General features: G+C 70.8%; 23 protein-coding genes. 8 read left to right on the forward strand and 15 right to left on the reverse strand.

Going from position 1 to position 24,406, the window contains the following annotated elements; genetic code table 11:
* Window position 1 precedes the first annotated feature (1 nt).
* Complete coding sequence (locus tag H286_RS0100770; protein ID WP_018188776.1) at window positions 2-1,117, forward strand: adenosine deaminase; 1,116 nt, start codon at window positions 2-4, stop codon at window positions 1,115-1,117.
* A gap of 113 nt (window positions 1,118-1,230) precedes the next feature.
* On the opposite strand, the gene H286_RS15090 is transcribed toward H286_RS0100770, so the two are convergent.
* Window positions 1,231-1,719 carry an endonuclease domain-containing protein gene (locus H286_RS15090; RefSeq protein ID WP_020096722.1) on the reverse strand — a complete coding sequence of 163 codons (489 nt, stop codon included), beginning with the start codon at window positions 1,717-1,719 and terminating at the stop codon, window positions 1,231-1,233.
* A gap of 63 nt (window positions 1,720-1,782) precedes the next feature.
* Here H286_RS15090 and H286_RS15095 point away from each other — a divergent pair, with 63 nt between their 5' ends.
* The gene (locus H286_RS15095) at window positions 1,783-2,013 is read left to right on the forward strand and encodes a hypothetical protein (protein WP_020096723.1); all 231 of its coding nucleotides are present in this window, start codon (window positions 1,783-1,785) and stop codon (window positions 2,011-2,013) included.
* A 370-nt stretch (window positions 2,014-2,383) separates the two neighbouring features.
* Here the strand turns inward: H286_RS15095 and H286_RS0100780 are convergent, their stop codons facing one another.
* From H286_RS0100780 to H286_RS0100810, 7 genes are all read right to left on the reverse strand, one after another.
* Complete coding sequence (locus H286_RS0100780) at window positions 2,384-3,142, reverse strand: alpha/beta hydrolase (RefSeq protein WP_020096724.1); 759 nt, start codon at window positions 3,140-3,142, stop codon at window positions 2,384-2,386.
* A complete protein-coding gene (locus H286_RS0100785) occupies window positions 3,139-4,302 on the reverse strand; it encodes a mannitol-1-phosphate 5-dehydrogenase (protein ID WP_020096725.1) in 1,164 nt (387 codons plus the stop codon). The genes H286_RS0100780 and H286_RS0100785 overlap by 4 nt, the downstream gene beginning before the upstream one ends.
* Complete coding sequence (locus H286_RS0100790) at window positions 4,299-4,739, reverse strand: PTS sugar transporter subunit IIA (RefSeq protein WP_018188772.1); 441 nt, start codon at window positions 4,737-4,739, stop codon at window positions 4,299-4,301. The genes H286_RS0100785 and H286_RS0100790 overlap by 4 nt, the downstream gene beginning before the upstream one ends.
* Before the next feature lie 80 nt (window positions 4,740-4,819).
* A complete protein-coding gene (locus H286_RS0100795) occupies window positions 4,820-6,445 on the reverse strand; it encodes a PTS mannitol transporter subunit IICB (RefSeq protein WP_028497339.1) in 1,626 nt (541 codons plus the stop codon).
* Between the two features lie 29 nt (window positions 6,446-6,474).
* Entirely contained in the window at window positions 6,475-8,142 is a 1,668-nt protein-coding gene (gene ptsP / locus H286_RS0100800; RefSeq protein WP_028497340.1) for a phosphoenolpyruvate--protein phosphotransferase, read from the reverse strand.
* A gap of 7 nt (window positions 8,143-8,149) precedes the next feature.
* On the reverse strand, window positions 8,150-8,425 hold the full coding sequence (locus H286_RS0100805; protein WP_018188769.1) for an HPr family phosphocarrier protein: 276 nt from the start codon (window positions 8,423-8,425) through the stop codon (window positions 8,150-8,152).
* On the reverse strand, window positions 8,422-8,751 hold the full coding sequence (locus H286_RS0100810) for a PTS sugar transporter subunit IIB (protein WP_018188768.1): 330 nt from the start codon (window positions 8,749-8,751) through the stop codon (window positions 8,422-8,424). The genes H286_RS0100805 and H286_RS0100810 overlap by 4 nt, the downstream gene beginning before the upstream one ends.
* A gap of 140 nt (window positions 8,752-8,891) precedes the next feature.
* Here H286_RS0100810 and H286_RS0100815 point away from each other — a divergent pair, with 140 nt between their 5' ends.
* Complete coding sequence (locus tag H286_RS0100815; protein ID WP_020096728.1) at window positions 8,892-10,784, forward strand: BglG family transcription antiterminator; 1,893 nt, start codon at window positions 8,892-8,894, stop codon at window positions 10,782-10,784.
* Here H286_RS0100815 and H286_RS0100820 read toward each other — a convergent pair whose 3' ends face one another.
* Genes H286_RS0100820 through H286_RS0100830 form a run of 3 tightly spaced genes read right to left on the reverse strand, consistent with a single transcriptional unit; the run spans window position 10,785 to window position 13,848 of the window.
* Window positions 10,785-11,360: a GNAT family N-acetyltransferase gene (locus tag H286_RS0100820; protein ID WP_020096729.1), complete on the reverse strand. Its 576-nt coding sequence runs from the start codon at window positions 11,358-11,360 to the stop codon at window positions 10,785-10,787.
* On the reverse strand, window positions 11,357-13,021 hold the full coding sequence (locus tag H286_RS0100825) for a phospho-sugar mutase (protein ID WP_020096730.1): 1,665 nt from the start codon (window positions 13,019-13,021) through the stop codon (window positions 11,357-11,359). Before H286_RS0100825 ends, H286_RS0100820 begins: the two co-directional genes overlap by 4 nt.
* Complete coding sequence (locus H286_RS0100830) at window positions 13,018-13,848, reverse strand: purine-nucleoside phosphorylase (protein WP_018188764.1); 831 nt, start codon at window positions 13,846-13,848, stop codon at window positions 13,018-13,020. The genes H286_RS0100825 and H286_RS0100830 overlap by 4 nt, the downstream gene beginning before the upstream one ends.
* 93 nt (window positions 13,849-13,941) lie before the next feature.
* Here H286_RS0100830 and H286_RS0100835 point away from each other — a divergent pair, with 93 nt between their 5' ends.
* Window positions 13,942-15,393 (forward strand): NAD(P)H-quinone dehydrogenase, encoded by a 1,452-nt coding sequence (locus H286_RS0100835; RefSeq protein WP_028497342.1) that lies wholly within the window; start codon window positions 13,942-13,944, stop codon window positions 15,391-15,393.
* 53 nt (window positions 15,394-15,446) lie between these two features.
* Here H286_RS0100835 and H286_RS0100840 read toward each other — a convergent pair whose 3' ends face one another.
* Together H286_RS0100840 and H286_RS0100845 are read right to left on the reverse strand one after the other, a co-directional pair.
* The gene (locus H286_RS0100840; RefSeq protein WP_028497343.1) at window positions 15,447-17,228 is read right to left on the reverse strand and encodes an acetyl/propionyl/methylcrotonyl-CoA carboxylase subunit alpha; all 1,782 of its coding nucleotides are present in this window, start codon (window positions 17,226-17,228) and stop codon (window positions 15,447-15,449) included.
* A gap of 81 nt (window positions 17,229-17,309) precedes the next feature.
* A complete protein-coding gene (locus tag H286_RS0100845) occupies window positions 17,310-17,966 on the reverse strand; it encodes a Maf family protein (RefSeq protein WP_028497344.1) in 657 nt (218 codons plus the stop codon).
* 41 nt (window positions 17,967-18,007) lie between these two features.
* Between H286_RS0100845 and H286_RS0100850 the strand changes: the two genes are divergently transcribed.
* From H286_RS0100850 to H286_RS0100865, 4 genes are read left to right on the forward strand one after another with little or no spacing between them, the layout of a single operon-like run.
* Window positions 18,008-19,288 carry a class I SAM-dependent RNA methyltransferase gene (locus tag H286_RS0100850; protein ID WP_020096734.1) on the forward strand — a complete coding sequence of 427 codons (1,281 nt, stop codon included), beginning with the start codon at window positions 18,008-18,010 and terminating at the stop codon, window positions 19,286-19,288.
* A gap of 16 nt (window positions 19,289-19,304) precedes the next feature.
* Window positions 19,305-19,961, forward strand: coding sequence for a response regulator transcription factor (locus H286_RS0100855; RefSeq protein WP_018188759.1), 657 nt, complete (start codon window positions 19,305-19,307; stop codon window positions 19,959-19,961).
* Entirely contained in the window at window positions 19,951-21,165 is a 1,215-nt protein-coding gene (locus H286_RS0100860; RefSeq protein WP_018188758.1) for an ATP-binding protein, read from the forward strand. Before H286_RS0100855 ends, H286_RS0100860 begins: the two co-directional genes overlap by 11 nt.
* Entirely contained in the window at window positions 21,162-22,238 is a 1,077-nt protein-coding gene (locus H286_RS0100865) for a hypothetical protein (protein ID WP_020096735.1), read from the forward strand. The genes H286_RS0100860 and H286_RS0100865 overlap by 4 nt, the downstream gene beginning before the upstream one ends.
* A 241-nt stretch (window positions 22,239-22,479) precedes the next feature.
* On the opposite strand, the gene H286_RS0100870 is transcribed toward H286_RS0100865, so the two are convergent.
* Window positions 22,480-22,707 carry an acyl-CoA carboxylase subunit epsilon gene (locus tag H286_RS0100870; protein WP_020096736.1) on the reverse strand — a complete coding sequence of 76 codons (228 nt, stop codon included), beginning with the start codon at window positions 22,705-22,707 and terminating at the stop codon, window positions 22,480-22,482.
* Window positions 22,704-24,302 (reverse strand): acyl-CoA carboxylase subunit beta, encoded by a 1,599-nt coding sequence (locus H286_RS0100875; RefSeq protein WP_116228596.1) that lies wholly within the window; start codon window positions 24,300-24,302, stop codon window positions 22,704-22,706. Before H286_RS0100875 ends, H286_RS0100870 begins: the two co-directional genes overlap by 4 nt.
* Between the last annotated feature and the right edge of the window lie 104 nt (window positions 24,303-24,406).

The raw sequence follows: 24,406 nt of genomic DNA on the forward strand, positions 1-24,406 counted from the left end.
AATGGCCATCGATCAGCACGGTGACGCGAACCTCGAGGGCGTCTCGATCCGCTCGCTCCCCAAGGTGTCGCTGCACGACCACCTCGACGGCGCGCTCCGGCCGCAGACGATCATCGAGCTCGCCGACGAGGCGGGCGTCGAGGTTCCCGAAGCCGCGGCCGACGACCTCGCCGACTGGTTCGAGGACCAGTCCGATTCGGGCTCGCTCGTCGAGTACCTGAAGACGTTCGACCTGACCATCGCGGTCATGCAGACCCGTGACGGACTGCGCCGCGTCGCGAAGGAGTTCGTCGAGGACCTCGCAGCCGACGGCGTCATCTACGGCGAGGTGCGCTGGGCGCCCGAGCAGCACCTGGGCGGCGGCCTGAGCCTCGACGAGGTCGTGGAAGCCGTGCAGGAGGGCATCGAGGAGGGCGAGGACTCGGTCGAGGGATCGGGCCGCGACATCCGTGTCGGCCAGCTCATCACCGCCATGCGTCACACCGACCGGTCGCTCGAGATCGCCGAGCTCGCCGTCCGCCACCGCGGTCGCGGCGCCGTCGGGTTCGACATCGCCGGTCCGGAGGCGGGCTTCCCGCCGTCGAACCTGCGCCCGGCGTTCGACTACCTGGCATCCGCCTTCTTCCCCGCCACGGTGCACGCCGGTGAGGCCGCGGGGCTCGATTCGATCCGCTCCGCGCTGATCGACGGGCGGGCACTGCGCCTCGGACACGGTGTGCGCATCGCCGAGGACCTCGACGTCGTCGCGGAGAAGGGCGAGGAGGTGCAGGTCCGCTTCGGCGACCTGGCGCGCTGGGTCCGCGACCGCGAGATCCCCCTCGAACTGTCGCCCTCGTCGAACCTGCAGACCGGCGCGATCGCGGCGTGGGGAACGCAGCTCGAGGATCACCCCTTCGACCTGCTGTACCAGCTCGGCTTCGCTGTCACCGTGAACGTCGACAACCGCACCATGAGCCGCACCTCGCTGACCCGCGAGCTCAAGCTCCTCGCCGACGCGTTCGAGTACACGCTCGACGACCTCGAAGCCTTCCAGCTGAACGCTGCGGCGGCGGCCTTCCTCACGATCGAGGAGCGCGAGGAGCTCATCGAGCTCATCGGCGAGGGCTTCTCGGCCTGACGGGGGCGTCGCCATGGACCGTCCCCGGGCTCGGTGGCGCTGTCCGCGGAGTTTTCGCACTCCGGGCGGCGATCCGGTGCCTGACGAGCGCGGCGGCCTCAGTTTCTCCTCGGTCAGTGCCGCTCAAGCGCGCGGCTGATCGACAGGCGGACGTGGTCGCGGTGGTACTGGATGTCCTCCGCAAGCGGGCGGACCGTGGTGTATCCGAGCGCGGCGGCCGCGAGGTCGCGCCGCCGGTCGCGCTTCTGCGCCTCCCACCCCTCGTGGTGAGCACGGCTGTCGCATTCGATGATCAGCCATCCTTCGACGACGAAGTCGACCCGCCCGACCGTCGTGATGCTCACCTGCGTCTCGAATCGACAACCGAGTGAGCGGAGGATCAGCCGCATCAGGGTCTCGGGACCGGACTCGGCCGACCGATCGATGAGGGTCCGAAGGCTGCGGTGCCGGTGCGGCAGCCGGCGGAAGATCTCCGCGATCGTGACCTCGTCGATGAGACCCAGACGCCATGCACTGTCGAGGGTGGCGACGGCCGCGCGCGGTTCCTGGCACCGGACGGCCGCCACGACCGCGCTGACGATATCGACCGATGTGGCGCTCACCGGCAGCGAAGCGGGTCGCCAATGCCGGACGACGTCCGGTGAGGCCGGCGGGAGACTGCTGCGGTGCGGCTCGACCTGGACGTGGAGGCGAGTCTCCGAGAGGACGTACACGCCGAGCATTCGCAGCAGCGAGACGCAATCGAGGCGGTCACCGGATCGAGCCGCTCGGATCAGATCGGGGTGAGCGTCTCCCCGGAGGTACCGGTCTCGGCGAACGCGGACGAGCCGCCCGGAGGCGACGGCACGGTCGATGTCGCGACGTCGGAGGCCGGCATCGCTGAGTTGTCGCCGTGAGAGGGCAGGGGACGGGAGCGTGTGAACGGACATGCGCCTGAGGGTGTCCGTTTGGTGCCCGCCTTCTCCGCCCGCGCGCTGGATAGGGGAGGAGCGCGACGATCTGGTCCGCCGGGGAGGAACCGGCGTTGGCACTGTCCGAGGAGGTCCTTCGCCGGGCGGGGTTGCCGGCCTGCCCCTCGCGGGCCCGCCCTGCGGCACTGTCAGAGGAAATCCGCCCCAGGGCGGCCTCTCAAGGGTGAGAAACCGCGGGCAGCCGCAAATTCTCCGCGGTTGTGGCTAGTCAGCGCGGCGGCGGAGGTTGATGGGTGCGGGCTGTGGGAGCCGGGCTCCTCCGCGGCTGTGGCCAGAGTGGGACTTCGACCGCGAGTCAGAGGCGGGGGAGGAGTTCCGCGACGGATGCCGTGATCTCGGCCGTCATGGCGGGGTCGTCGATCGTGGGGGTGCCGTCGCCGGCCTGCGGGCCGTAGTCGCCGAAGGAGGCGTGCGAGGCGCCGGGGATCTCGACGAACTCGGCGTCGGCGGGCAGCATGCCGCGGGCATCCTGGATCTTCTCGGGGGTGGACAGCCCGTCCTCGGAGCCCGAGATGCTCAGCACGGGAAGCCCGGAACCGGACAGGTCGTTCGCGCAGTACGAGGCGAAGAGTACGAGGCCGTCGGCATCCGGTGCGAGCTGACACGCCCGCACGCCACCGAGCGAGTGTCCGCCGACGAGCCAGGTGTCGACGTCGGGCGCGGCATCGGTGAACGTCGACAGCGGCCGGGGGTCGAAGAAAGCGAGGTTCAGCCACGGGCGGGTGATGACGACCGTCATCCCGTCCTCCGCGACGAGCCCCGCGAGCTTCGCCTCGTACGCCTCACCGTCGACCTTCGCCCCGGGGATGAAGACGAGCCCGACGGTGCTCTCTCCGGAGGACGGCGACATCACGACGTTGCCGCCGGTGTCGGACACGGCGATCCGGTCGTCCTCGCGCACCGAGGCGAGCGGGCCGGCCTCGGCGCCCATGACGCCGACCTGGCTCCAGATCACGATGCCGAGGATGCCGGCGACGAGCAGCCCCGCCACGGACAGCAGCACGATCGAGACGATGCGCCGTGCCCGGGAGCGGGGCCGCTTCGACGCGCTCACGCGCTGTAGAGGCCGAGCTCGGTCTGCCGCTGGGCGACCTGCTCCTGGATGCGTGCGAACAGGGGGTGGGCAGGCTCGAGACCTGTGACGGATGCCGTGAAGGCCGCGGCATCCTCGGTCCGGATGCGCTCCTGCAACTCGACGGCCTGCGGGTCTGCAGCGTCCTCGAAGCGGAGTGCGGCGGCGATCGCGGCGATGAGTCCGTCGACGCCGAGACCGCGCTCGGCGGCCGCCGAGGCGGGGCCGACGAAGCGCTCGTGACGCGACAGCTTGCGCAGCGGCTGACGGCCGACGCGCTGCACGGTGTCGGGCAGGGCCTCGTTGGAGAACCGCTCGAGGATCGTCGCGCGGTACTCGGCGAGCTCGGCGGGGTCGAGCCCGTGCGCGGCCGCGAGGAACGCGGAGGTCTCCCCGAGTGCCTGCTCGACCTTGCCCCGGATGCCGGGGTCCGCCAGGGCGTCCGAGATCCGGGTGATCCCCGCGGCGGCACCGAAGTAGGCGGTGGCGGCGTGGCCGGTGTTGACGGTGAAGAGCTTCCGCTCGATGTAGGGGGCGAGGTCGTCGACGAAGTGCGCGCCGGGGATGTTCGGCAGGTCGTCGCCGAACGGTCCGCGCTCGATAGCCCACTCGAAGAACGGCTCGACCGTCACGTCGACGCCTGCGCCCTCTGGCTGGCCGGGGACGATGCGGTCGACGGCGGTGTTGGCGAACACGGCGCGCGTGGAGAGATCGCCCCACGCATCGCCGGCGAGCTTCTCGATCTCGCCGCGGAGGGTGTCGGTCGCGCCGATCGCGTTCTCGCACGCCATGACCTGCAGCGGCTTCGCGTCGGCGGAGCGACGGGCGAGTCCCTCGAGGATGTGCGGTGCGACGAACGGCAGGATGTTGGGTCCCACGGCGGTCGTCACGACGTCGGCCGCAGCGACCTCGTCGGCGACGGCATCCGGGTCGGCCTGGCTGTTGATCGCTCGGAAGCCGGTGACGGTCTTGTCGCCGCCGCCCGGCCCGACCTCGTGGACCGTGTACTCGGATGCCGCGTTGATGGTCTCGACGAGGGTCGGGGCGACGTCCGAGAAGACGAGCTCGTACCCGCCCTCGTGCAAGAGCAGTCCGACGAAGCCGCGGCCGATGTTTCCGGCGCCGAAGTGGACGGCCTTCATGCGTTGTTCACCGTGGCGAGCAGCTGGTAGAGCTCCTCGGGAGTCTGGGCGGCCTTGAGCTTCGCGACCTCCTCGTCCTCGGAGAACAGGAGGGCGATCTGCGACAGGATCTCGAGGTGCTCGTCGCCCTTGCCGGCGATGCCCACGACGAACGAGACGTGCTCGCCGCCCCAGTCGACGCCGCCGTCGTAGCGGACGAACGAGAGTGCGGAGTCGAGGATCGCCTCCTTGGTCTCGTTGGTTCCGTGGGGGATCGCGAGCTCGTTGCCCATGTAGGTCGAGACAGCGACCTCGCGCTGCTGCATCGCGTCGAAGTAGGCGCTCGTCACGGCGCCGGCCGCCTCGAGGATGTCGGCGGCCTCCTTCATGGCCTGTTCCTGGCTGACGGAGCCGGAGTGGATGCGGATCTGGCCGAGGGTGAGGACTTCGCGAGCCATGACGTTCTCCTTCTGAGGGGGTGGAAAAAAAGGATGCTGCGGGGTCGGGACCATTGTTCCCGACCCCGCAGCGGCGTGCATCAGACGTCGCCGCGCTGGCGACGCACCATCTCGACGACCTCGTCGTACTTCGGCGAGTTCATGAAGTTGTCGACCGAGACGTGCAGGGAGTCGGGGGTGACTCCACGCGCGCGGTCGGTCAGCTGCTGCTGCGTGATGACCAGGTCGGCCGACGGGTCGAGGTTCGCGATCGCCTTGTTGGTGACCGTGACGCCCTCGACGCCCGCCTTCTTGAACTTGTTGCGGAGCACGCTCGCGCCCATCGCGGACGATCCCATGCCGGCGTCGCACGCGAACACGACGTTCGTGATCTCGCGCTCGGCTACGGCGGTGCCGGCGGGGGCGGATGCGGCGGCTGTCGCCGTACCCGAGCCGCGGAGGGCGTCCATCGCGGACGAGGACTTGCCCTTGTTGGCCTCCGTCTGCGCGATCGCGGCGTCGAAGGTGTCACCCTCGGCAGCGAGGTCGCGCTTGCGGGACGCCCGCAGGATGACAGCGGTGATGAGGAACGTGACGACGGCTGCGACGACGACGGATGCGTAGACGACGAGCAGGTTCGGCACGCCGGCACCGATCGCCGCGGCCGTGACCGCGATGATGCTGCCGGGGGCGGCGGGGAACTGGAGTCCGCCGTTGAACAGCATGTTGACGGTCACACCGCTTGCGCCACCGGCGATGAGCGCGAGGATCGTGGCGGGCTTGCTCAGCGCGTACGGGAAGTAGATCTCGTGGATACCGCCGACGAACTGGATGATCGCGGCCCCCGGTGCGGATGCCTTCGCCTGTCCCACGCCGAAGAACGTGAACGCGAGCAGCAGGCCGAGGCCCGGGCCGGGGTTCGCTTCGATGAGGAAGAGGATCGACTTACCGGCATCCTCGACCTGCTGGAGTGCCAGCGGCGTGAACACACCGTGGTTGATGGCGTTGTTGAGGAAGAGCACCTTCGCCGGCTCGACGAAGATCGACAGCAGCGGGAGCAGGCTGAGCGACACGAGCCAGTCGACGATCCCGCCGAGCAGCCGGCCGATTCCGAGCATGAGGGGACCGAATGCGAAGAAGCCGAAGATCGCGAGGAGCATGCCGAGGATGCCCGCCGAGAAGTTGTTGACGAGCATCTCGAAGCCGGGCTTGATCCTGCCGTCCCACAGCTTGTCCATCTGCTTCGTGACCCACGCGGCGAGCGGGCCCATGATCATGGCGCCGAGGAACATCGGCTGGTCGGTGCCGACGATGACACCCATGACGGCGATCGTCGCCACAACACCACCGCGGGCGTCGTAGACCATGCGGCCGGCGGTGTTCGCGATCAGAAGAGGCAGAAGGTAGGTCACCATCGCCCCGACGATGCCGACGTAGCCCGTGTAGGTGCCGTTGTCGCTTGCGGTCAGCGCGGTGCGTGCACCCTCCCACCCGATTGCGGAGACGTCGCCGCCGCCGCCGAGGATCTCCGCGACCGGGAACCAGTGCCAGCCGAAGGGGCTGTTGGCGCCGAAGAACCCGTCGGGAATGAAGAGCATCGTGATGAAGCCCCATGCGATGAACGCTGCGATGTTGGGCATGATCATGCCCGACAGGAACGTTCCGAATCGCTGCACGCCGACGCGTGCGCGGCTTGCGCCGCGTGTGGCTGTTGTCGCCGTTGACATGTGCTGTGTCTCCTTTTGTGTGCCGCGGTTCATGCGGCGGTGTGCTGTGCTGCGGCTTCCTGGGCCGCGGCTCGGGCGGATGCCGCATCGGATGCGGCGAGGGCTGCTTCGGCGATGCGCTTCGCGTCGTCGAGGCTGTGGTGCAAGAGGGTGGCGCGTACATCTGCGAGCGCCGTCGGTGCCATGGAGAGCGTGGTCGCGCCGAGGCCGACGAGGACGACCGCGAGCATCGGGTCGGCCGCGGCCTCACCGCAGATGCCGATCGGCTTGCCGTTGACGCGTCCGCCGTCGCCCGTCGCCTTGACGAGCTGCAGGACGGCGGGATGCCACGGGTCCTGGAACGACGAGACCGAACCCAGCAGGCGGTCGGCCGCCAGCGTGTACTGCGTCAGGTCGTTGGTCCCGATGGAGGCGAAATCGGCGTGGGCGAGGACCTTGTCGGCCAGCAGAGCCGAGGAGGGGACCTCGACCATGACGCCTGCGGTCTTGATGCCGTACTCCTTCGCGAGCGTGACGAAGTACTCGGTCTCCTCGACGGTCGACACCATCGGTGCCATGACCCAGAGGTCGGCTTCGGTGGCGGCATCCGCGTTGGCGAGGGCGGTGAGCTGCTCGCGCAGGATGTCCTCGCTGGCGCGGAGGGCGCGGAGGCCGCGGAGTCCGAGGGCCGGGTTCTCCTCGTGCGCGTCGTTCAGGAAGGCGAGCGGCTTGTCGGCGCCGGCATCCAGCGCCCGGACGACGACCTTCTTGCCGGGGAACGCCTGCAGCAGCTCGGTGTACGCCTTCGTCTGCTCCTCGACGGTCGGGGCCTGCGAGGAGCTCAGGAAGAGGAACTCCGTGCGGAACAGGCCCACACCCTCGGCGCCGAGCTCGACGGCCTTCGCGGCGTCCTGCGGCTTGCCGAGGTTCGCGAGCAGCGGCACGGCGGTCCCGTCCGCGAGCGCCCCCGGGGTGACGGGGGCGTCCGCCGCGGCGGCGCGGTCGGCCTCGCGGCGCTCCGCCTGGGCGATGTCGTCGTCGGTCGGCTGGGTCGTGACGACACCGGCCGCGGCGTCGACGACGACCGTCTCGCCCTCGGCGAGACCGGCCGCACCGCGGACGCCGACGACGGCGACGATGGACTTCTCGCGGGCGAGGATCGCGGTGTGCGACGTCGGGCCGCCCTCGGTCGTCACGAGCGCGAGGACCTTGTCGAGGTCGAGGAGCGCGGTATCGGCGGGAGCGAGGTCCTTCGCGACGAGGACGAACGGATGCCCCGGGTCGGGCACTCCGGGAGCGGCGACGCCCCGGAGGTGGGCGATGACGCGCTGAGCGACGTCATCGAGGTCGGCGGCGCGCTCGCCGAGGTAGCCGCCCATCGCGGAGAGCGTGTCGCGGAACGACGCGAAAGCATCGAAGACGGCGAACTCGGCGGTCTTGCCGGCGCCGATGCGGTTCGTGACCTCTTCTTCGAGCGCCGGGTCCTCGGCCATCATGGCCTGCGCCTCGAGGACCTCCTGCGCGGCACCTCCCGCGGTCTCGCCGCGCTGCTCCAGCTCCCGCGCGACCGCTTCGATCGCGGCACGGACGCGCGCGGTCTCCTCGTCGGCGCTCCGTGCGCTCTTCTCGTCCTTCGGCGCGGGCAACGGCTCCGCCATCCGCGCGATGGGGCCGTGGCTCACGCCCAGGCCGATTCCTACTCCTCGAAGCTCAGTCATGTGTCCCTCAGGCGTCGTGGTCGGTGGTCAGAAGTTCGGTGAGGGCGTCGAGCACCCCTTCGGCGTTCGCGCCGTCTGCGGTGAGCGTCACGTAGTCGCCGTTCTCGGCACCGAGCGAGATCACGCTGAGGATGCTGGCGGCGTTGACCGCTCCGCCGGATCCCTTCGAGATCGTGACGGGGATGCCGGAATCCTTCGCGGCCTGCGCGAACATCTTCGCGGGGCGGGCGTGCAGGCCGTTGGAGGAGCCGATCCTCACGGTCCGGCTGGCCGGTGCGCTCATCGCGGGGTCCTTTCACTGCGGTCTGCCGCTGTCGCGGCGTTCACCAGGGCGAGCGTGCGGATTCCGTCACGGTCGTCGAAGACGTCCTCCGGCAGCAGCACGGTGCGCGCCTGTCGGGTGGCGGCATCCCGTTCGATGTCGGGGAGGGCGGAGGCGAGGTGCGGACCCACGAGCACCACGTCGCCGGCGTCGGCCTCCGTGGCGACCATGCCGGGCACTCCGGCGCGGACGAACAGGTCCCTGCCTTCGCGCTGTGCGGCATGCCGCAGACGCTGGGCGACGAACGTGCTCGACGCACCGGCGCCGCAGACGACGAGGATCTTCATCGATCCGCCTCCTTGTCTCCTTGTCATTCTCATCCGACTCCCAGGAAGCGACAACCAGCCGTTCTTCCGCGGGGGAGGAAACCCCCTGGTCGCACAGGTGGTTGACTGGACGGGTGAGCCGGGCGAGACAGGACCAGGTCATGGCGCTCCTGATCCGGGATGCCGCGTGGCGGACGGCCGGCGAGCTCGCCGACGTCGTGGGGGTCACGCCCCGCAGCATCCGCTCCTACGTCGCGGCGCTCAACGCCCGCGTCCCCGGCGGCGACGCGATCGAGTCGGGTCCTTCCGGGTACCGCCCGGGGCCCGGAGCCCCAGGGGCGCTGCGGACGGTCGCAGAGGAGACGCCGCGGGATCGCCTCCACCGACTCGTCCGGGACCTGCTCGACGCACCCGCGGGGATCGACGTCTACGCCGCGGCGCAGCACTTCCACGTGAGCGAAGCGACGCTCGAGGCGGACCTCGGCCGGGTGCGCGCGCTCCTGAGCGGCACGCAGCTCACGCTGGAACGGTCCGCCGAACGCGTGCGGCTGTCGGGTACCGAGATGGCTCAGCGCCGGTTACTCAGCCGCCTCGTCCACGACGAGATGGAGCAGGGCGCCTTCGATCTGCGGGCGCTCCGACGTGCCCTCGGCGAGAGCACCGCCGAGACCTCCGCCCTGGGTGCGTTCAAAGCCGAGCTGGTCGACGGTCTCGGGGAACTCGGCTACCTCGTGAACGAGTTCGGCATCGGCGACGTGATGATGCACATCGCGATCGCCGCCGACCGCGTCGGTCGCGGCCGCGGGCTCGACGGCGAGCCGGTCGGGGACTCGGCGGCGCGCGGCGAGATCGCCGATCTGCTCGATCGGCTCGCCGTGACCCACTTGGGCATCCACCTCGGCGACGGCGACCGGGACCACCTGGCCGCGCTCGTGCAGACCCGCGTCGTCGCGCCGGGTGCCGCGGAGCCCGACGCCGTCATCCGAGACCGATTGGACGCCGACGTCGAGGAGGCCGTGCGAGCGGTCGTCGCGCGAGCGGCATCCGAGTTCCTCGTCGACATCGACCACGACGATTTCATCCTGAGGCTCGCGCTGCACGTCCAGAACCTGCGGCAGCGCGCCCAGGATCGTGCGTGGTCGCGCAACGCCCTCACCCGGTCGCTGAAGTCGAGCTACCCGATGATCTTCGACGTGGCGGTCTTCATGGCCGAGCAGCTCCGCGTCGTCGTCGGCGCGCCGCTGCACGAGGACGAGATCGCCTACATCGCGATGCACGTCGGCGGCCGCCTGGAGCGCTCGCGCCAGTCCGCTCGTCTGCTGACGGCGACGCTCGTCTGCCCGGGCTACTACGAGATGCACGAGCTGCTGCGCACGAGCATCGATCGCGCCCTCGGTCGCGAGATCGAGGTCGTCGCGGTCGAGACGCGCGTCGATCCCGATTGGTCAGGGCTCGACACCGACCTGGTGCTGACCACGATCGATCCCCCCACGCCCTCCGACCGGCTCGTGCGGATCCAGCCGTTCCTCACCGAGCCCGACGTCGAGCGCGTGCAGCAGGCCGCGGCGCGTGCCCGCCGGGCGCGACGCCTCGCGGGGCTCCGCGCCGAGCTCGAGCGCTATTTCTCGCCCGATGCGTTCGTCTCACGGCTGCCCGCCGACGCCGACGAGGAGACGGTCATCCGCGGTCTCGGCGGGCTCCTGGCCGCCCAGGGTGTCATCACCGAGGACTACGTCGATCGCACGCTCGAGCGGGAGCGCATCTCGTCGACCGCGTTCACCGATGCGCTCGCCGTCCCGCACGCGATCGGCATGACCGCGACGCGGACGGCGATCGCCGTGGGCCTCGCCGACCCGTCGATCCGCTGGGGCGACGGGCGAGTGCAGGTCGTCGCGATGGTGGCGTTCTCGGAGTCGGACCGCGAGGCGTTCCAGACGGTGTTCGAGCAATTCGTCGAGGTGTTCAGCGAGCGCGACAGCGTGCAGCGGATCCTCCGCCGCGGCACGAGCTTCGCCGGCTTCCTCGACGAGCTCGTCGCGGTCGTCGACGGCTGATCAGCCCACGAGGCGCGCGTCGAGTCCCATCCGGACACCCGGCCACTCGTGGGGGAGGATCGAGTACACCACGGTGTCGCGCATCGTCCCACCCGGTCCGATGCGGTGGTTGCGGAGCACGCCGTCCTGACGGGCGCCGAGCCGTTCGATCGCCGCTCGGGACTGCCGGTTGTGCCACGAGGTCCGGAACTCGACCGCGATCGCGTCGCACGCCTCGAACGCGTGGCCGAGCAGCAGCCGCTTCGCCGTCGTGTTCACCTCGGTGCGCTGCACGTCGCGTGACAGCCACGTGTATCCGATCTCGACGCGCCGGTTCTCGGCGTCGATGTCGCAGAACGTCGTCATGCCCTGCGGGCGACCGTCGACGACGACCGTGAAGGGATTCATCCGGCCCGCGTCCCGCTCGGCGAGGCGCCGCGTGATCTCATCGGGGACGGATGCCGGGATCGCCGTGTACCAGGCGTACTCGAGCCCGTCGCGGGCCGATGCCAGCGCATCCGCGTGCGAGGGGTCGAGCGGCACGAGCTCGACCCGGCCGTGTCGGAGGGTGACCGGTTCGGTCAGTGCGGTCGTCATGCCTGCGCCGCATCCAGCACGGCGCGCACACCGGCGTCGACCCCGCTCAGGCGCGCAGCGGCATCCTCGGCGGACTCGCCGCGTACGTCGAGGTAGGCCTTCAGCTTCGGCTCGGTGCCGCTCGGGCGCACGATGACGCGCGACCCGTCCTCGAGCCAGAGGCGCAGGACGTCGCCGCGCGGCGAGCCCTCGGGCGCCGTGAGCAGGTCCTCCATGCGCTCCACGGCGACCGAGCCGATGGATGCCGGGGGCGCCGCGCGCAGGGCCGTCATGATCCGGCCGATCACCGAGACGTCGTCGACACGGAGCGAGACCTGGCCGCTCGCGAAGTGTCCGAAGGTCGCCGCGGACTCGTCGAGCAGGTCGCCGAGCGTCCTGCCCTCCTCGCGGGCCTCCGCGACGAGGCCGAGGATCGCGACAGCCGCCGAGATGCCGTCCTTGTCGCGGACCGTGCCCGGGTTGACGAGGTAGCCGAGCGCCTCCTCGAAGCCGTAGACGAGGCCCGGGGCGCGGGAGATCCACTTGAATCCGGTGAGGGTCGCCGTGAAGTCGAGGCCGTAGTGCTCGGCGATCGTCTGCAGACCGGGCGACGAGACGAGCGAGCACGCGAGTGTTCCCGAGGTGGCGGTGCGGGCGGCACGCCAGCCGAGCAGGAGCCCCACGTCGTTGCCGGTCAACCGGTGCCAGCCGCCGGCGGCCGCGGCATCCGGGATCGCGACGGCGAGCCGGTCGGCGTCGGGATCGTTCGCGATGATCAGCTCCGCGTCCGCGCCCCGGGCGGTCTCGAACGCGAGGTCCATTGCGCCGGGCTCTTCGGGATTCGGGAACGCGACGGTCGGGAAGCGGCCGTCCGGCTCGATCTGCGCCGCCACGACCGTCGGCGCAGGGTAGCCGGCGGTCTCGAGGACGCGAGAGAGCGTCTCGTATCCGACGCCGTGCATCGCCGTGTACACCCAGTTGAGTCCCGCCGCGCCCGCTGGGGCGGGGGCGACGACGGCGGTCGCGGTGACGTACGCCTCGACGACGGATTCATCGGCGATCTCGTAGTCGTCCGAGCGCGGGATCGATCCGAGGTCCGCGCGCGCCGCGACCTCGTCGATGCGCGCCGCGATCTCGGCATCCGCCGGCGACACGATCTGCGCGCCGTCGTCGTCACCGCCGAGGTAGACCTTGTAGCCGTTATCGTCCGGCGGGTTGTGGGATGCCGTGACCATGACGCCGGCCGAGGCGCCGAGGTGGCGCACCGCGAAGGCGAGGACGGGCGTCGGCAGGAGGCGGGGGAGGAGGATCGCGCGGAGTCCTGCACCGGCGAAGATCTCGGCGCTGTCGCGGGCGAACACGTCGGAGTTTCGACGTCCGTCGTAGCCGATGACGATCGACGGCGTCTCGGAGCCGGCACGGTCACGCAGGTAGGCCGCGAAGCCGGCGGCCGCCTGGCTCACGAGCACGCGGTTCATGCGGTTCGAGCCCGCACCGAGCGCCCCGCGAAGGCCCGCGGTGCCGAAGGCGAGGCGGGTGTCGAAGCGGTCGTGCAGGTCGGCTGTCGCAGCGGAGTCGCCCCCTTCGGCGCGCGAGATCAGGTCGGAGAGCTCCGCCCCGGTCGCCTCATCCGGGTCCTGCGCGAGCCACTCACGGGCGGTCTCGAGCACGGCCTCGCTCACAGGACGCCGATCACGCGGGCCAGCAGGTCCGAGATGACGGGCTCGGCGTCGCGCCCGGCCTCGAGGACCTCCTGGTGGCTGAGCGGGGTCGACTGGATGCCGGCGGCCAGGTTCGTGATGAGCGAGAAGCCGAGGATCTCCATGCCCGCCTGGCGGGCGGCGATCGCCTCGAGGGCCGTGGACATCCCGACGATGTGGCCGCCGATGGCCTTCGCCATCTGGACCTCGGCCGGGGTCTCGTAGTGCGGCCCGCGGAATTGGCAGTAGACGCCCTCGTCGAGGCTCGGATCGATCGTGCGCGCGAGATCGCGCAGGCGCGACGAGTAGAGGTCGGTCAGGTCGATGAAGGTCGCGCCTTCGAGCGGCGAGTCCGCGGTGAGGTTGATGTGGTCGCTGATGAGGACGGGCTGTCCCGGCGTCCACGACGTCTTGATCCCGCCGGCGCCGTTGGTGAGGACCATGATCTTCGCGCCGGTCGCGGCGGCGGTCCGCACGCTGTGGACGACGCGGCGGACGCCGTGGTTCTCGTAGTAGTGGGTGCGCGCTCCGATGACGAGGACGCGCTTGCCGTCGGGGGTCAGGATGCTGCGGATCGACCCGACGTGCCCGGCGAGGGCGGGCTTGCTGAAGCCGGTGACCTCCGTCGCGTCGAGCGTCGCGGTCGTCTCGCCGATGAGCTCGGCGGCCTTCCCCCATCCGCTGCCCAGGGTCAGGGCGATGTCATGGCGTTCCACACCGGTGAGGCGTGCGATGTCAGCGGCGGCGGTGTCAGCGACCTCGAACGGGTCGATGGCGGGATCGTCGAGCGGGTGGGTCTCCTCGTGCATGCTCCCACTCTAGGAAGCGCCGACGCGCTCGGCCACACGATGCGTTCCGCGGCGCGGCGCACGAACCCCCGTCAGCCTGAAAGAATGATCCACATGTCTGTGAGCTTCGAGACCACCCAGAGTGTCGCGATCATCGGTGGCGGCCCCGGCGGATACGAGGCGGCTCTCGCAGCGGCCCAGCTGGGAGCCGAGGTGACGCTCGTCGAGCGCGCGGGCATCGGCGGGTCCGCCGTCATCACCGACGTCGTCCCGTCCAAGACCCTCATCGCCACGGCGGACGCCGCCGTCGCGATCCGCGGCGCGTCGGATCTCGGCGTGCAGCTGTTCGCCCGCGGCGACAGCGGCAAGCCGCTCAAGCCCGAGATCGCCATCAACCTGGGCGCCGTCAACAAGCGACTCCTCTCCCTCGCCCGCCAGCAGTCCGACGATCAGCGGGCCCAGCTCGTGGACGCGGGCGTCCGCATCATCTCGGGCCACGGCCGCCTCGACGGCACGCACGCCGTCGTCGTCTCGACCGGTCCCGGCGGCACCGACTTCGACCGCGTCGAGGCCGACACCCTCGTCGTCTCGGTCGGCGCGTCGCCCCGCGAGCTCGACAGCGCCAAGCCCGACGGGGAGCGCATCCTCACGTGGACGCAGCTCTACAACATGACGAGCCTCCCCGAGCACCTCATCGTCGTCGGGTCCGGCGTCACGGGAGCCGAGTTCGCCGGCGCGTACATGAACCTCGGCTCGAAGGTCACGCTGATCTCGAGCCGCGACCAGGTCCTCCCGGGTGAGGACTCCGACGCCGCCGCGGTCATCGAGAAGGTGTTCACCCGGGGCGGCATGGAGGTGCTCTCCAAGTCGCGCGCCGAGAAGGTCGAGCGCACGAAGGACGGCGTCGTCGCGACCCTCTCGGACGGCCGCACCGTCGAGGGGAGCCACTGCCTCATGGCGGTCGGATCGATCCCGAACACGGCGGGCATCGGACTGGAGGATGCCGGGGTCCAGCTCACCGGCTCCGGCCACATCCAGGTCAACCGCGTCGCGCGGACCTCGGTCCCCAACATCTACGCGGCCGGCGACTGCACGACGTTCCTGCCGCTCGCCTCGGTCGCGGCCATGCAGGGGCGGATGGCGGTCTTCCACGCGCTCGGCGACACCGTCATCCCGCTCAAGAAGGAGCGCGTCACCGCCAACATCTTCACCGCACCCGAGATCGCGACCGTCGGTAGCCAGGAGCGCGACATCGAGTCGGGCGCCGTCAACGGCACCGTGCACAAGCTCCCGCTCGCGGCCAACGCCCGGGCGAAGATGATGGGCGTCAAGGACGGCTTCGTGAAGATCATCGCGCGCGAGGGATCGGGGACCGTCATCGGCGGTGTCATCGTCGCTCCGCGCGCCTCCGAGCTGATCTACCCGATCGCGATCGCCGTCGAGCGGCGGCTCACGGTCGACCAGCTCTCCCGCGTCTTCGCGGTGTTCCCCTCGCTCGCCGGGAGCATCACCGACGCGACGCGGGCGATGCACCAGGTCGCCCGCGACGAGGACACCTACAGCTGAGGGCCGGAGGCGGACCCGATCGGGTCGCCTCCGGCCCTCGAGGCCTCACTCCGTCAGGAGATGGTGAGCAGCTGGTGCCCCGCCGAGACGGTCGCACCGGCCTGAGCATTGATCGCGCCGACGACGCCGTCCTTGTGCGCCTGGATGGGCTGCTCCATCTTCATCGCCTCGAGGACGACGACGAGATCGCCCTTGACGACCTGCTGTCCCTCCTCGACGGCGATCTTCACGACGGTCGCCTGCATGGGGGACGCGACGGCGTCACCGCTCGCGCCCGAGACGGCGGACGACGCGTGCGAGCGCCGCGACGGGGGCACGGCGACGGGGCGTCCGACCGCGGCAGGGGCGTGGGAGAGGCGGTCGGGGAGGCTGACCTCGAGACGCTTGCCCGAGACCTCCACGACGACCGTGTGGCGGCCCTCCGGCTCGGCCGAGGGTCCCGCCTCGCCGTCCCAGGCGGGGATGTCGTTGTCGAACTCGGTCTCGATCCAGCGCGTGAAGACGCCGAACGTGCCGTCCTCACCGGTGAAGGCGCGGTCGCGCACGACCTTGCGGTGGAACGGCAGCACCGTCGGCATCCCGGCGACCTCGAACTCGTCGAGCGCGCGACGCGAGCGCTCCAGCGCCTCTTCGCGGGTGCGGCCCGTGACGATGAGCTTGCCGAGCAGCGAGTCGAACGCACCCGAGACGCTGTCGCCGGCGGTGACACCGGAGTCCAGACGCACACCGGGGCCGCCGAACGTCTTGAAGACGTGGATGTCGCCGGGGGCGGGCAGGAAGCCGCGGCCCGGGTCCTCGCCGTTGATGCGGAACTCGATCGAGTGGCCGACCGGCTCGGGGTCGGCGTAGTCGAGCGTGCCGCCTTCGGCGATCCGGAACTGCTCGCGCACGAGGTCGATCCCGGTCACCTCTTCGGAGACCGGGTGCTCGACCTGCAGGCGCGTGTTGACCTCGAGGAACGAGATGGTGCCGTCGGCGCCGATGAGGAACTCGCACGTTCCCGCGCCGACGTAGCCGACCTCCTTGAGGATGGCCTTCGACGCCGAGTAGAGGATCTCGTTCTGCTCCGCCGTGAGGAAGGGTGCGGGGGCCTCTTCGACGAGCTTCTGGTGGCGGCGCTGGAGCGAGCAGTCGCGCGTCGAGACCACGACGACGTTGCCCTCGGCATCCGCCAGGCACTGCGTCTCGACGTGACGCGGCTTGTCGAGGTACTTCTCGACGAAGCACTCGCCGCGTCCGAACGCGGTGATCGCCTCACGCGTCGCCGACTCGAACAGTTCCTCGACCTCGTCGAACTCGCGGGCGACCTTGAGGCCGCGGCCGCCGCCGCCGTAGGCCGCCTTGATGGCGATGGGCATGCCGAACTCGCGGGCGAAGGCGACGACCTCGTCCGCACCGGAGACGGGGCCGGGCGTGCCGGGAGCGAGGGGAGCACCGACCTTCTCGGCCACGTGGCGGGCCGTGACCTTGTCGCCGAGTGCCTCGATCGCCTCGGGCGACGGTCCGATCCAGATGAGGCCCGCACCGATGACCGCGCGCGCGAATTCCGCGTTCTCGGCCAGGAAGCCGTAGCCGGGGTGGACGGCGTCGGCGCCGGAGCGGCGGGCGACCGAGAGGATCTTCTCGATCGAGAGGTACGTCTCTGCGCTCGTCGCTCCGCCGAGGGCGTAGGCCTCATCGGCGAGGCGCGCGTGCATCGCGTCGCGGTCCTGGTCGGCGTAGACCGCCACCGAGGCCTTCCCCGAGTCACGTGCGGCGCGGATGATGCGCACCGCGATCTCGCCACGATTGGCGATCAGCACTTTCGAGATTCCAGTGTTCACGCTCTCAGGCATGGCTTCGAGCCTACCCACGTGACTGCCGGACTCTTTGGATCACTCGCACAAAGTCATGCGGGATTCATGTGGCGGAGTCCACTAGGCCGGGGTTGTCCCCGCCGTGTTCCACAGCGTCGTCCACTCCACGCCGAGCTCGCGCACCAGCCGCCGCAGCGTCGACAGCGACATCCCGACGACGGTCGACGGGTCCCCTTCGACGCGCTCGATGAAGGCTCCGCCCAGGCTGTCGACCGTGAAGGCACCGGCCACCAGCAGGGGTTCCCCCGTCGCCACGTACGCGTCGATCTCGGCATCCGTCACATCCGCCGCGAACGAGACGGATGCTGCGGCCACCGCGAACGCCTCGGTCAGGGCGCCTTCCGGACCGACGAGGAACACGCTGTGTCCCGAGTGCAGGATGCCGGTGCGTCCGCGCATCGACTGCCAGCGGGCGCGCGCCGCCTCGGGCGTGTACGGCTTGCCGAGGATCTCGCCGTCGAGCTCGAACATCGAGTCGCCCCCGATGACGAGCCCCTCGAACCCCTCGGCAGCGAGCGTCCCGGCGACGTCGGCGGCTTTGCGACGCGCGAGCAGGAGGACGTGCTCCTCGGGCGGCAGGGTCCGGCCCTCCGCCGCCTCGGTCGTCGCGATCACCGCTTCCTCGTCCACCTGCGGCGCCCGCGTCGCGGGTTCGATGCCTACCTGGCGAAGGAGCATGAGGCGGGCGGGGGAGGTGGAGGCGAGGCAGACGCGCATGCGGACCACGCTAGCCGCGAGCGGTGTGACAGCATCGGAGGATGCAACCCGGAGACCTCCTCGACCTCGACATCACGGCCGTCGCGCACGGCGGCGTCTTCGTCGCCCGCCACGAGAACCGGGTCGTCTTCGTCTCGGACGCGATTCCCGGGGAACGCGTGCGCGTCGCCCTCACCGACACGAAGAAGTCGTCGTTCTGGCGGGGCGACACCGTCGAGGTCCTGGATGCCTCCCCGCACCGGCGCCCCCACGTGTGGACGCCCGCTGATGTCGCGACGGCGCCCGAGGATCGCCCCGGCGGAGCGGACTTCGGTCACATCGCTCTCGGCCACCAGCGCGAGCTGAAGGCCGAGGTCCTCCGCGACGCCCTCGCGCGGTTCGCGGGCTCCTCGGCGCCCGTCACCATCGAGCCGCCGACGGCGCAGGTGAAGGGCGACCGCGTCGTCGAGGAGTCTCCCGACGGCACCGGATGGCGCACGCGGGTGAGCCTGCACGTCGATGAGGACGGCCGCATCGGACCCTTCGCCGCGCGCAGCCACCGCGTCATCCCGGTCGAGGAGCTTCCGCTGGCGACCCCCGGCATCACCCGTGCCATGGCGAGGCGCCAGGGCGGCTCGCCCGGCCGGCTCGACCTCGTCCAGCCGGCGGACGGCCGCGTGCGTGTCATCTCCCGGCCCGAGTCGACCCGTTCGCGCCGCCCCGGGCCCGTCGACCCCGCGGCCCGCGAGGTCGTGGTCGAGACGGTCGGCGATCGCGAGTTCCAGGTGGATGCCGGTGGTTTCTGGCAGGTCCATCGCCTCGCCGCGGGAACCCTGCATGACGCGGTCGCCGATGCCGTGGCCGGATCGGTGGATCCGGAGGGCTGGCACCTCGACCTGTACGGCGGCGTCGGGCTCCTCGCGGCATCCGTCGCGGATGCGGGCGGCCCCGGCACCCGGATCACCTCGGTCGAATCCGATTCGCGGGCGACCGAGCACGCGGGCGAGAACCTGGCGGCGTGGATCGGCGCGCGCGCCGAGACCGCGCGGGTGGACCGCTGGCTCGGCCACCTCGTCGACACCGCCACGCCCGCCCAGCGCGCACGTCTCGCGCGCGGCACCGTCGTCCTCGACCCGCCCCGCGCCGGCGCGGGAAAGGACGTCGTCGAACGGCTCGTGGCCCTCTCGCCCGAGCGGATCGTCTACGTCGCCTGCGACCCGGTCGCGCTCGCCCGAGACCTCGGCACCTTCGCTGAGCACGGCTACACGACGCCGTCGGTGCGGGCCTTCGATCTGTTCCCGCACTCGCATCACGTCGAGGCGATCGTCGTGCTGACGCGCTGACGGATAAGGTGAGCGCATGATCCGCGTCGCCTTGATCGACGACCACGAATCCGTGCGACTCGGCCTCGAGGCCGCCTGCAGTCGTACGGAGACGATGCGCGTCGTCTTCTCCGGAGAGAGCGTCGCGGCATACCTCGACTGGCGGACCCTCACGCAGCAGCATCCCGCCGATGTCGTCGTGCTCGATCTCACCCTCGGCGACGGGGCCACTGTGACCGAGAACGTCAGGCGCCTCGTCCACGACGGGTCACCGGTCATCATCCACAGCGTGGCCGACCGCCCCGCCGCGGTGCGCGAGGCGCTGGTCGCCGGGGCCGCCGGCGTGGTGAGCAAGGCTTCCCGGATCGACGAGGTCATCTCCGCCGTCGACACGGTCGCCCGTGGCGAGTCGCTCGACAACGTCGAGTGGGCGTCGGCGATCGACGGCGACCGGGCGTTCGCCGATGCGCAGCTGTCCTCACGCGAGCGCGACGTGTTGCGTCTCTACGCTGCAGGTCTGCCGCTGAAGTCCGTCGCGGAACGGCTCGGGGTCGCCTATTCGACGGCGAAGGAGAACATCACCCGCGTGCGGGTCAAGTACGTCGAGGTGGGCCGTCCCGCCCCGACGAAGGTGGATCTTCTCCGCCGAGCGATGGAGGACGGCCTGGTCGACGAGGACTCCGGTGGCAGCTGAGGTCGCGACGACCGGGATGCTGACGATCCCGCCCGATTCGACCTTCTTCTCCCGCGAGCGCGTCGAGCGCATCCTCGCGTTCGTCATCGCCGTCGGGTGCGCCGTGCTCGGGCTCCAGTCCCTGTTCCACGCGATCGGGTCGACCCAGGAGGACCACGGCTGGAACCTGGTCCTCACGTTCGTCACGTTCGGACCCCTCGTGCTCATGATCGCCGCCGGTGTCGCGGGGCGGTTCTACCGGCCGCTCGCCGCGGCGTTCGCGATCATCTTCCCCCTCGTGCTGATCTGCTGGCCGATCGCGACGGCGGGCCGCGAGGCATCCGCCACCGCCGAACCGTGGATCTGGTACCTGCTGAACGTGGCGACCGTGGCGACGGCCCTGGCGTTCCCGCTGCTGCTGCAGTACCTCTGGTGCGCGCTGGTGCCGGTGCTCTACGGCGTCGTGCGGCTGATTCAGATCGGCGCCGACGTCACGAGCGTCATCCAGGTGTCGCGTCAGGTCGTGTACGCCATCATCCTCGCCGTCGTCATGATCATGATCGGCTGGATGCTGCGGCTGCTGGCGGAGCGGTTGGATCGCACCCGCGAGGATGCCGTCCGCTCCTACGCCGCGGCGGCGGCGGCCGACGCCGTCGAGCAGGAACGGATCTCCGTCGCCGCTCTCATGCACGACAGCGTGCTGGCCGCCCTCATCGCCGCCGAGCGTGCCTCGACCCCCCGCGAGCGCGACCTGGCCGTCGGGATGGCGCGAGACGCCCTCACGAGGCTGGCGAACGCCGATCGCGAGGCCGAAGAGGGGCCCGACGAACCCGTCGAGCCGACGTTCATCGTCGATGGGATCCGCGCCGCCGCCGCCGAGCACGACGTCGACATCGACGTGCGGATCGCGGTCGACCAACGCGCGCAGCCGCTCCCCGGTCGTGTCGCGCGCGCCCTCGCTCTGGCCGCGGCGCAGGCCGTCGTCAACGCGATCGAGCACGCGGGCGGCGCCGGCCTTCACGCCGAAGTGACGGCGGACGACCGCCGCGTCGTCGTGCGGATCGTCGATGCCGGCGACGGGTTCGACGTGCAGGCGGTGCCCGAGGATCGCCTCGGGATCAGCGGGTCGATCGTCGCTCGCGTCGCCGCCGTCGGAGGGCAGGCGCGCGTGCGCAGCACCCGCCGGGGCACCGCGGTCGAGCTGCGATGGGAGTACACGCGATGAACGTGCGCGTCCAGACCGGATTGTCGATCGTGGCGGTCGTCTTCACCGCCTACCTGGCGGTGGGCGGGCTCGTGTGGACGGCGCCGGTGCCGCAGCCCGCCCTGTTCATCGCAGCCCTGTCGCTGTACCTCGTGACCACGTGGCTCTGCGTGTTCTGGGGGTTCACCCCACGGCCGGGCGGTGACGCGCCGCAGGTGGAGCCCGCCCCCGGCGGTGCCGCGCCGCGCGTGGGCGGACTCCCGCTGTGGCTGTGTGCACTGGTTCTCGCCACGACGGTCCTCGTCCCGCTCGCGACGTGGTCGGCCGTCGCCGAGAACGCACGCCAGGAGCCGTTCGCCACCTGGAGTCTCGGCGGCATCGGTGCGCTGCTCACGATCGTCACCGTGCGCCGGCGACCCCTCATCGCCTGGATCGGCGTCGTGCTCCTCGGCGTGTCCTCGTCGCTGTGGATCGGCGTCCTCGCCTCGCTCGCGCTGGGCCTCGTGGGGGCGGCCGTCTGGGTCGTCGCCGCGCAGCTGCTGACGGCACTCGTCGATCGGGCGGCGGTCGACACCGCCGAACTCACCGGCATCCAACGCCGTTCCTTCGAGTGGCTCGCGAGCCAGGAGGGCAGGCGCCGTGAGCGCCGTGTCCGGGTGCAGCAGGCCCTCGCCGTCGCGGGGCCGCTCCTCATCCGCACGATCGAATCCGAAGGCGACCTCGAGCCGGAGGAGCGCGAACGCGCGCGCCTGGCCGAGGGATCGCTCCGAGACGAACTCCGCGGTCCCCGCCTTCTCGACGAGGCGGTCCGGGGGCGGCTCCAGGAGGCGCGTCTGCGCGGCAGCACCGTGACGGTGCTCGACGAGGGCGGGCTGGATGCCGTGTCCCCGGGCGCGCTCGACCGCATCCGCGCCGACCTGGCCGAGGCGCTCAAGGGTGCGTCGTCGGAGCGCATCTACATCCGCACGTCACCGCACCCGCGCGTGGCGGTCACGGTCGTCGGCCGCTCGCGTCGTCGCGACGATCCCGACGGGGACGAGGTCGTCGACCTCTGGCACGAGATCGCCCACCCGCGTTCGCCCATCGAGCGCTGACGCGCGACGCGGAGTCATGCGCTGACGCGCCGATATCCCGGTGAGGGAAGAGGCGAGGGGCGGCGAAGCCGCCCGCCCCTCGCCATGCAGGTGGTTACCCGAAAACCGACCCGCACATGCCGATCCGCGCTCTGAGGGATACGGATCGACAGAACGCAGAAGCGTTCCAGCGGTATTAGTCTTCCTGGTCGCGAAAAGCGTGTCTGTAGGTACTTTGGGGGACAAAGCCGGCCGCAGCCGCTCAGCCCGCCCAGCGACCCCAGGGCACGTCGCGGCGGAGGCCGCTTCGGACGCCGCGAGCCGACACCTGCCATGCCGAGACGGTCGGTTCGTCCACGACGGCCGTCTGCTCCTCGCGGGCGAGCGACTCGCTGACGACGGCGATCACCGCGGCGAGTTCCTCGGGGCTCGCGTCTCCGCGCCGCACCTGCAGGGGCGCGGCGGTCGCGGCGTCGTCCGGCAGGCTCACAGCGGGATGTTCCCGTGCTTCTTGGCCGGCTGGCTCGCGCGCTTGCCGCGGAGGGCGCGGAGCGCCTTCGCGACGGCGACGCGGGTCTGCGCCGGCTCGATGATGCCGTCGAGTTCGCCGCGCTCGGCGGCGAGGAACGGCGAGGCGACGTTGTAGGTGTACTCGTTCGCGAGGCGGGTGCGGACGGCGGCGACGTCCTCGCCGGCCTCTTCCGCGCGCTTGATCTCGCCGCGGTAGAGGATGTTGACCGCGCCCTGGCCGCCCATGACGGCGATCTCCGCCGTGGGCCAGGCGAGGTTGATGTCCGCACCGAGCTGCTTGGACCCCATGACGATGTAGGCGCCGCCGTAGGCCTTCCGGAGGATCACCGTCACGAGGGGGACGGTCGCCTCGGCGTAGGCGTAGAGCAGCTTCGCCCCGCGGCGGATGACGCCGGTCCACTCCTGGTCGGTTCCGGGCAGGTAGCCGGGGACGTCGACGAGGGTGAGGATCGGGATCGAGAACGCGTCGCAGAAGCGCACGAACCGGCTGGCCTTCTCGCCCGCGTCGATGTTCAGCGTGCCGGCCATCTGCGACGGCTGGTTGGCGATGATGCCGACCGTCCGTCCCTCGATGCGACCGAAGCCGATGACGATGTTCGGGGCGAACAGGGGCTGCACCTCGAGGAAGTCGCCGGCGTCGACGATGTGCGAGATGACCTCGTGGATGTCGTACGGCTGGTTCGCCGAATCCGGGATGACCGTGTTCAGCACCCGGTCGGAGTCGGTGGTCTCGAACTCGAAGCCCGATTCGTACCCGGGGGCATCCGACATGTTGTTGTCGGGCAGGTAGCCGATGAGGGTGCGCGCGTAATCGATCGCGTCGTCCTCGTCCTCGGCGAGGTAGTGGGCGACTCCCGAGCGGGTGTTGTGCGTGTGCGCACCGCCGAGCTCCTCCATGCCGACGTCCTCGCCGGTGACGGTCTTGATGACGTCGGGGCCGGTGACGAACATCTGGCTGGTCTTGTCGACCATGATGACGAAGTCGGTGAGGGCGGGGGAGTAGACGGCGCCGCCGGCGGCCGGGCCCATGATGAGGGAGATCTGCGGGATGACGCCCGACGCCGCGGTGTTCAAGCGGAAGATCTCGCCGTACTTGCCGAGGGCGACCACACCCTCCTGGATGCGGGCGCCGCCCGAGTCCAGGATGCCGATGATCGGGATGCCGCTGCGCAGCGCCAGCTCCATGACCTTGATGATCTTCTCGCCGGCGACCTCGCCGAGAGAGCCGCCGAAGGTCGTGAAGTCCTGCGAGTACACCGCGACGGTGCGACCGTGGATCGTGCCCGTGCCGGTCACGACCGAGTCGCCGTAGGGGCGGGAGCGGTCCATGCCGAACGCGGTGGTGCGGTGCCGCACGTATTCGTCGAGCTCGACGAACGAACCGGGGTCGACGAGCAGCTCGATCCGCTGGCGGGCGGTGAGCTTCCCCTTCGCGCCCTGCTTGGTGCGGGCGGTCTCCTCGGCGGAGACGACGGCTTCTTCATAGCGTGCACGCAGGTCGGCGATCTTGCCGGCGGTCGTGAACAGGTCGGGCTGATCGGTCACGGGTTCCACCCTAGCGAGCGCGCCCGCGGCGGCGTTGGATACCGGCGACAACGGCACGGCGGATCCGCTGTGGCATCCCTCAGGGCCCGCCTGTCAACCCGCGGGGCCTGACC

Origin of the sequence: Microbacterium sp. 11MF, from assembly GCF_000383475.1 — a bacterium.
GTDB classification, from domain to species: Bacteria; Actinomycetota; Actinomycetes; order Actinomycetales; family Microbacteriaceae; genus Microbacterium; species Microbacterium aquilitoris.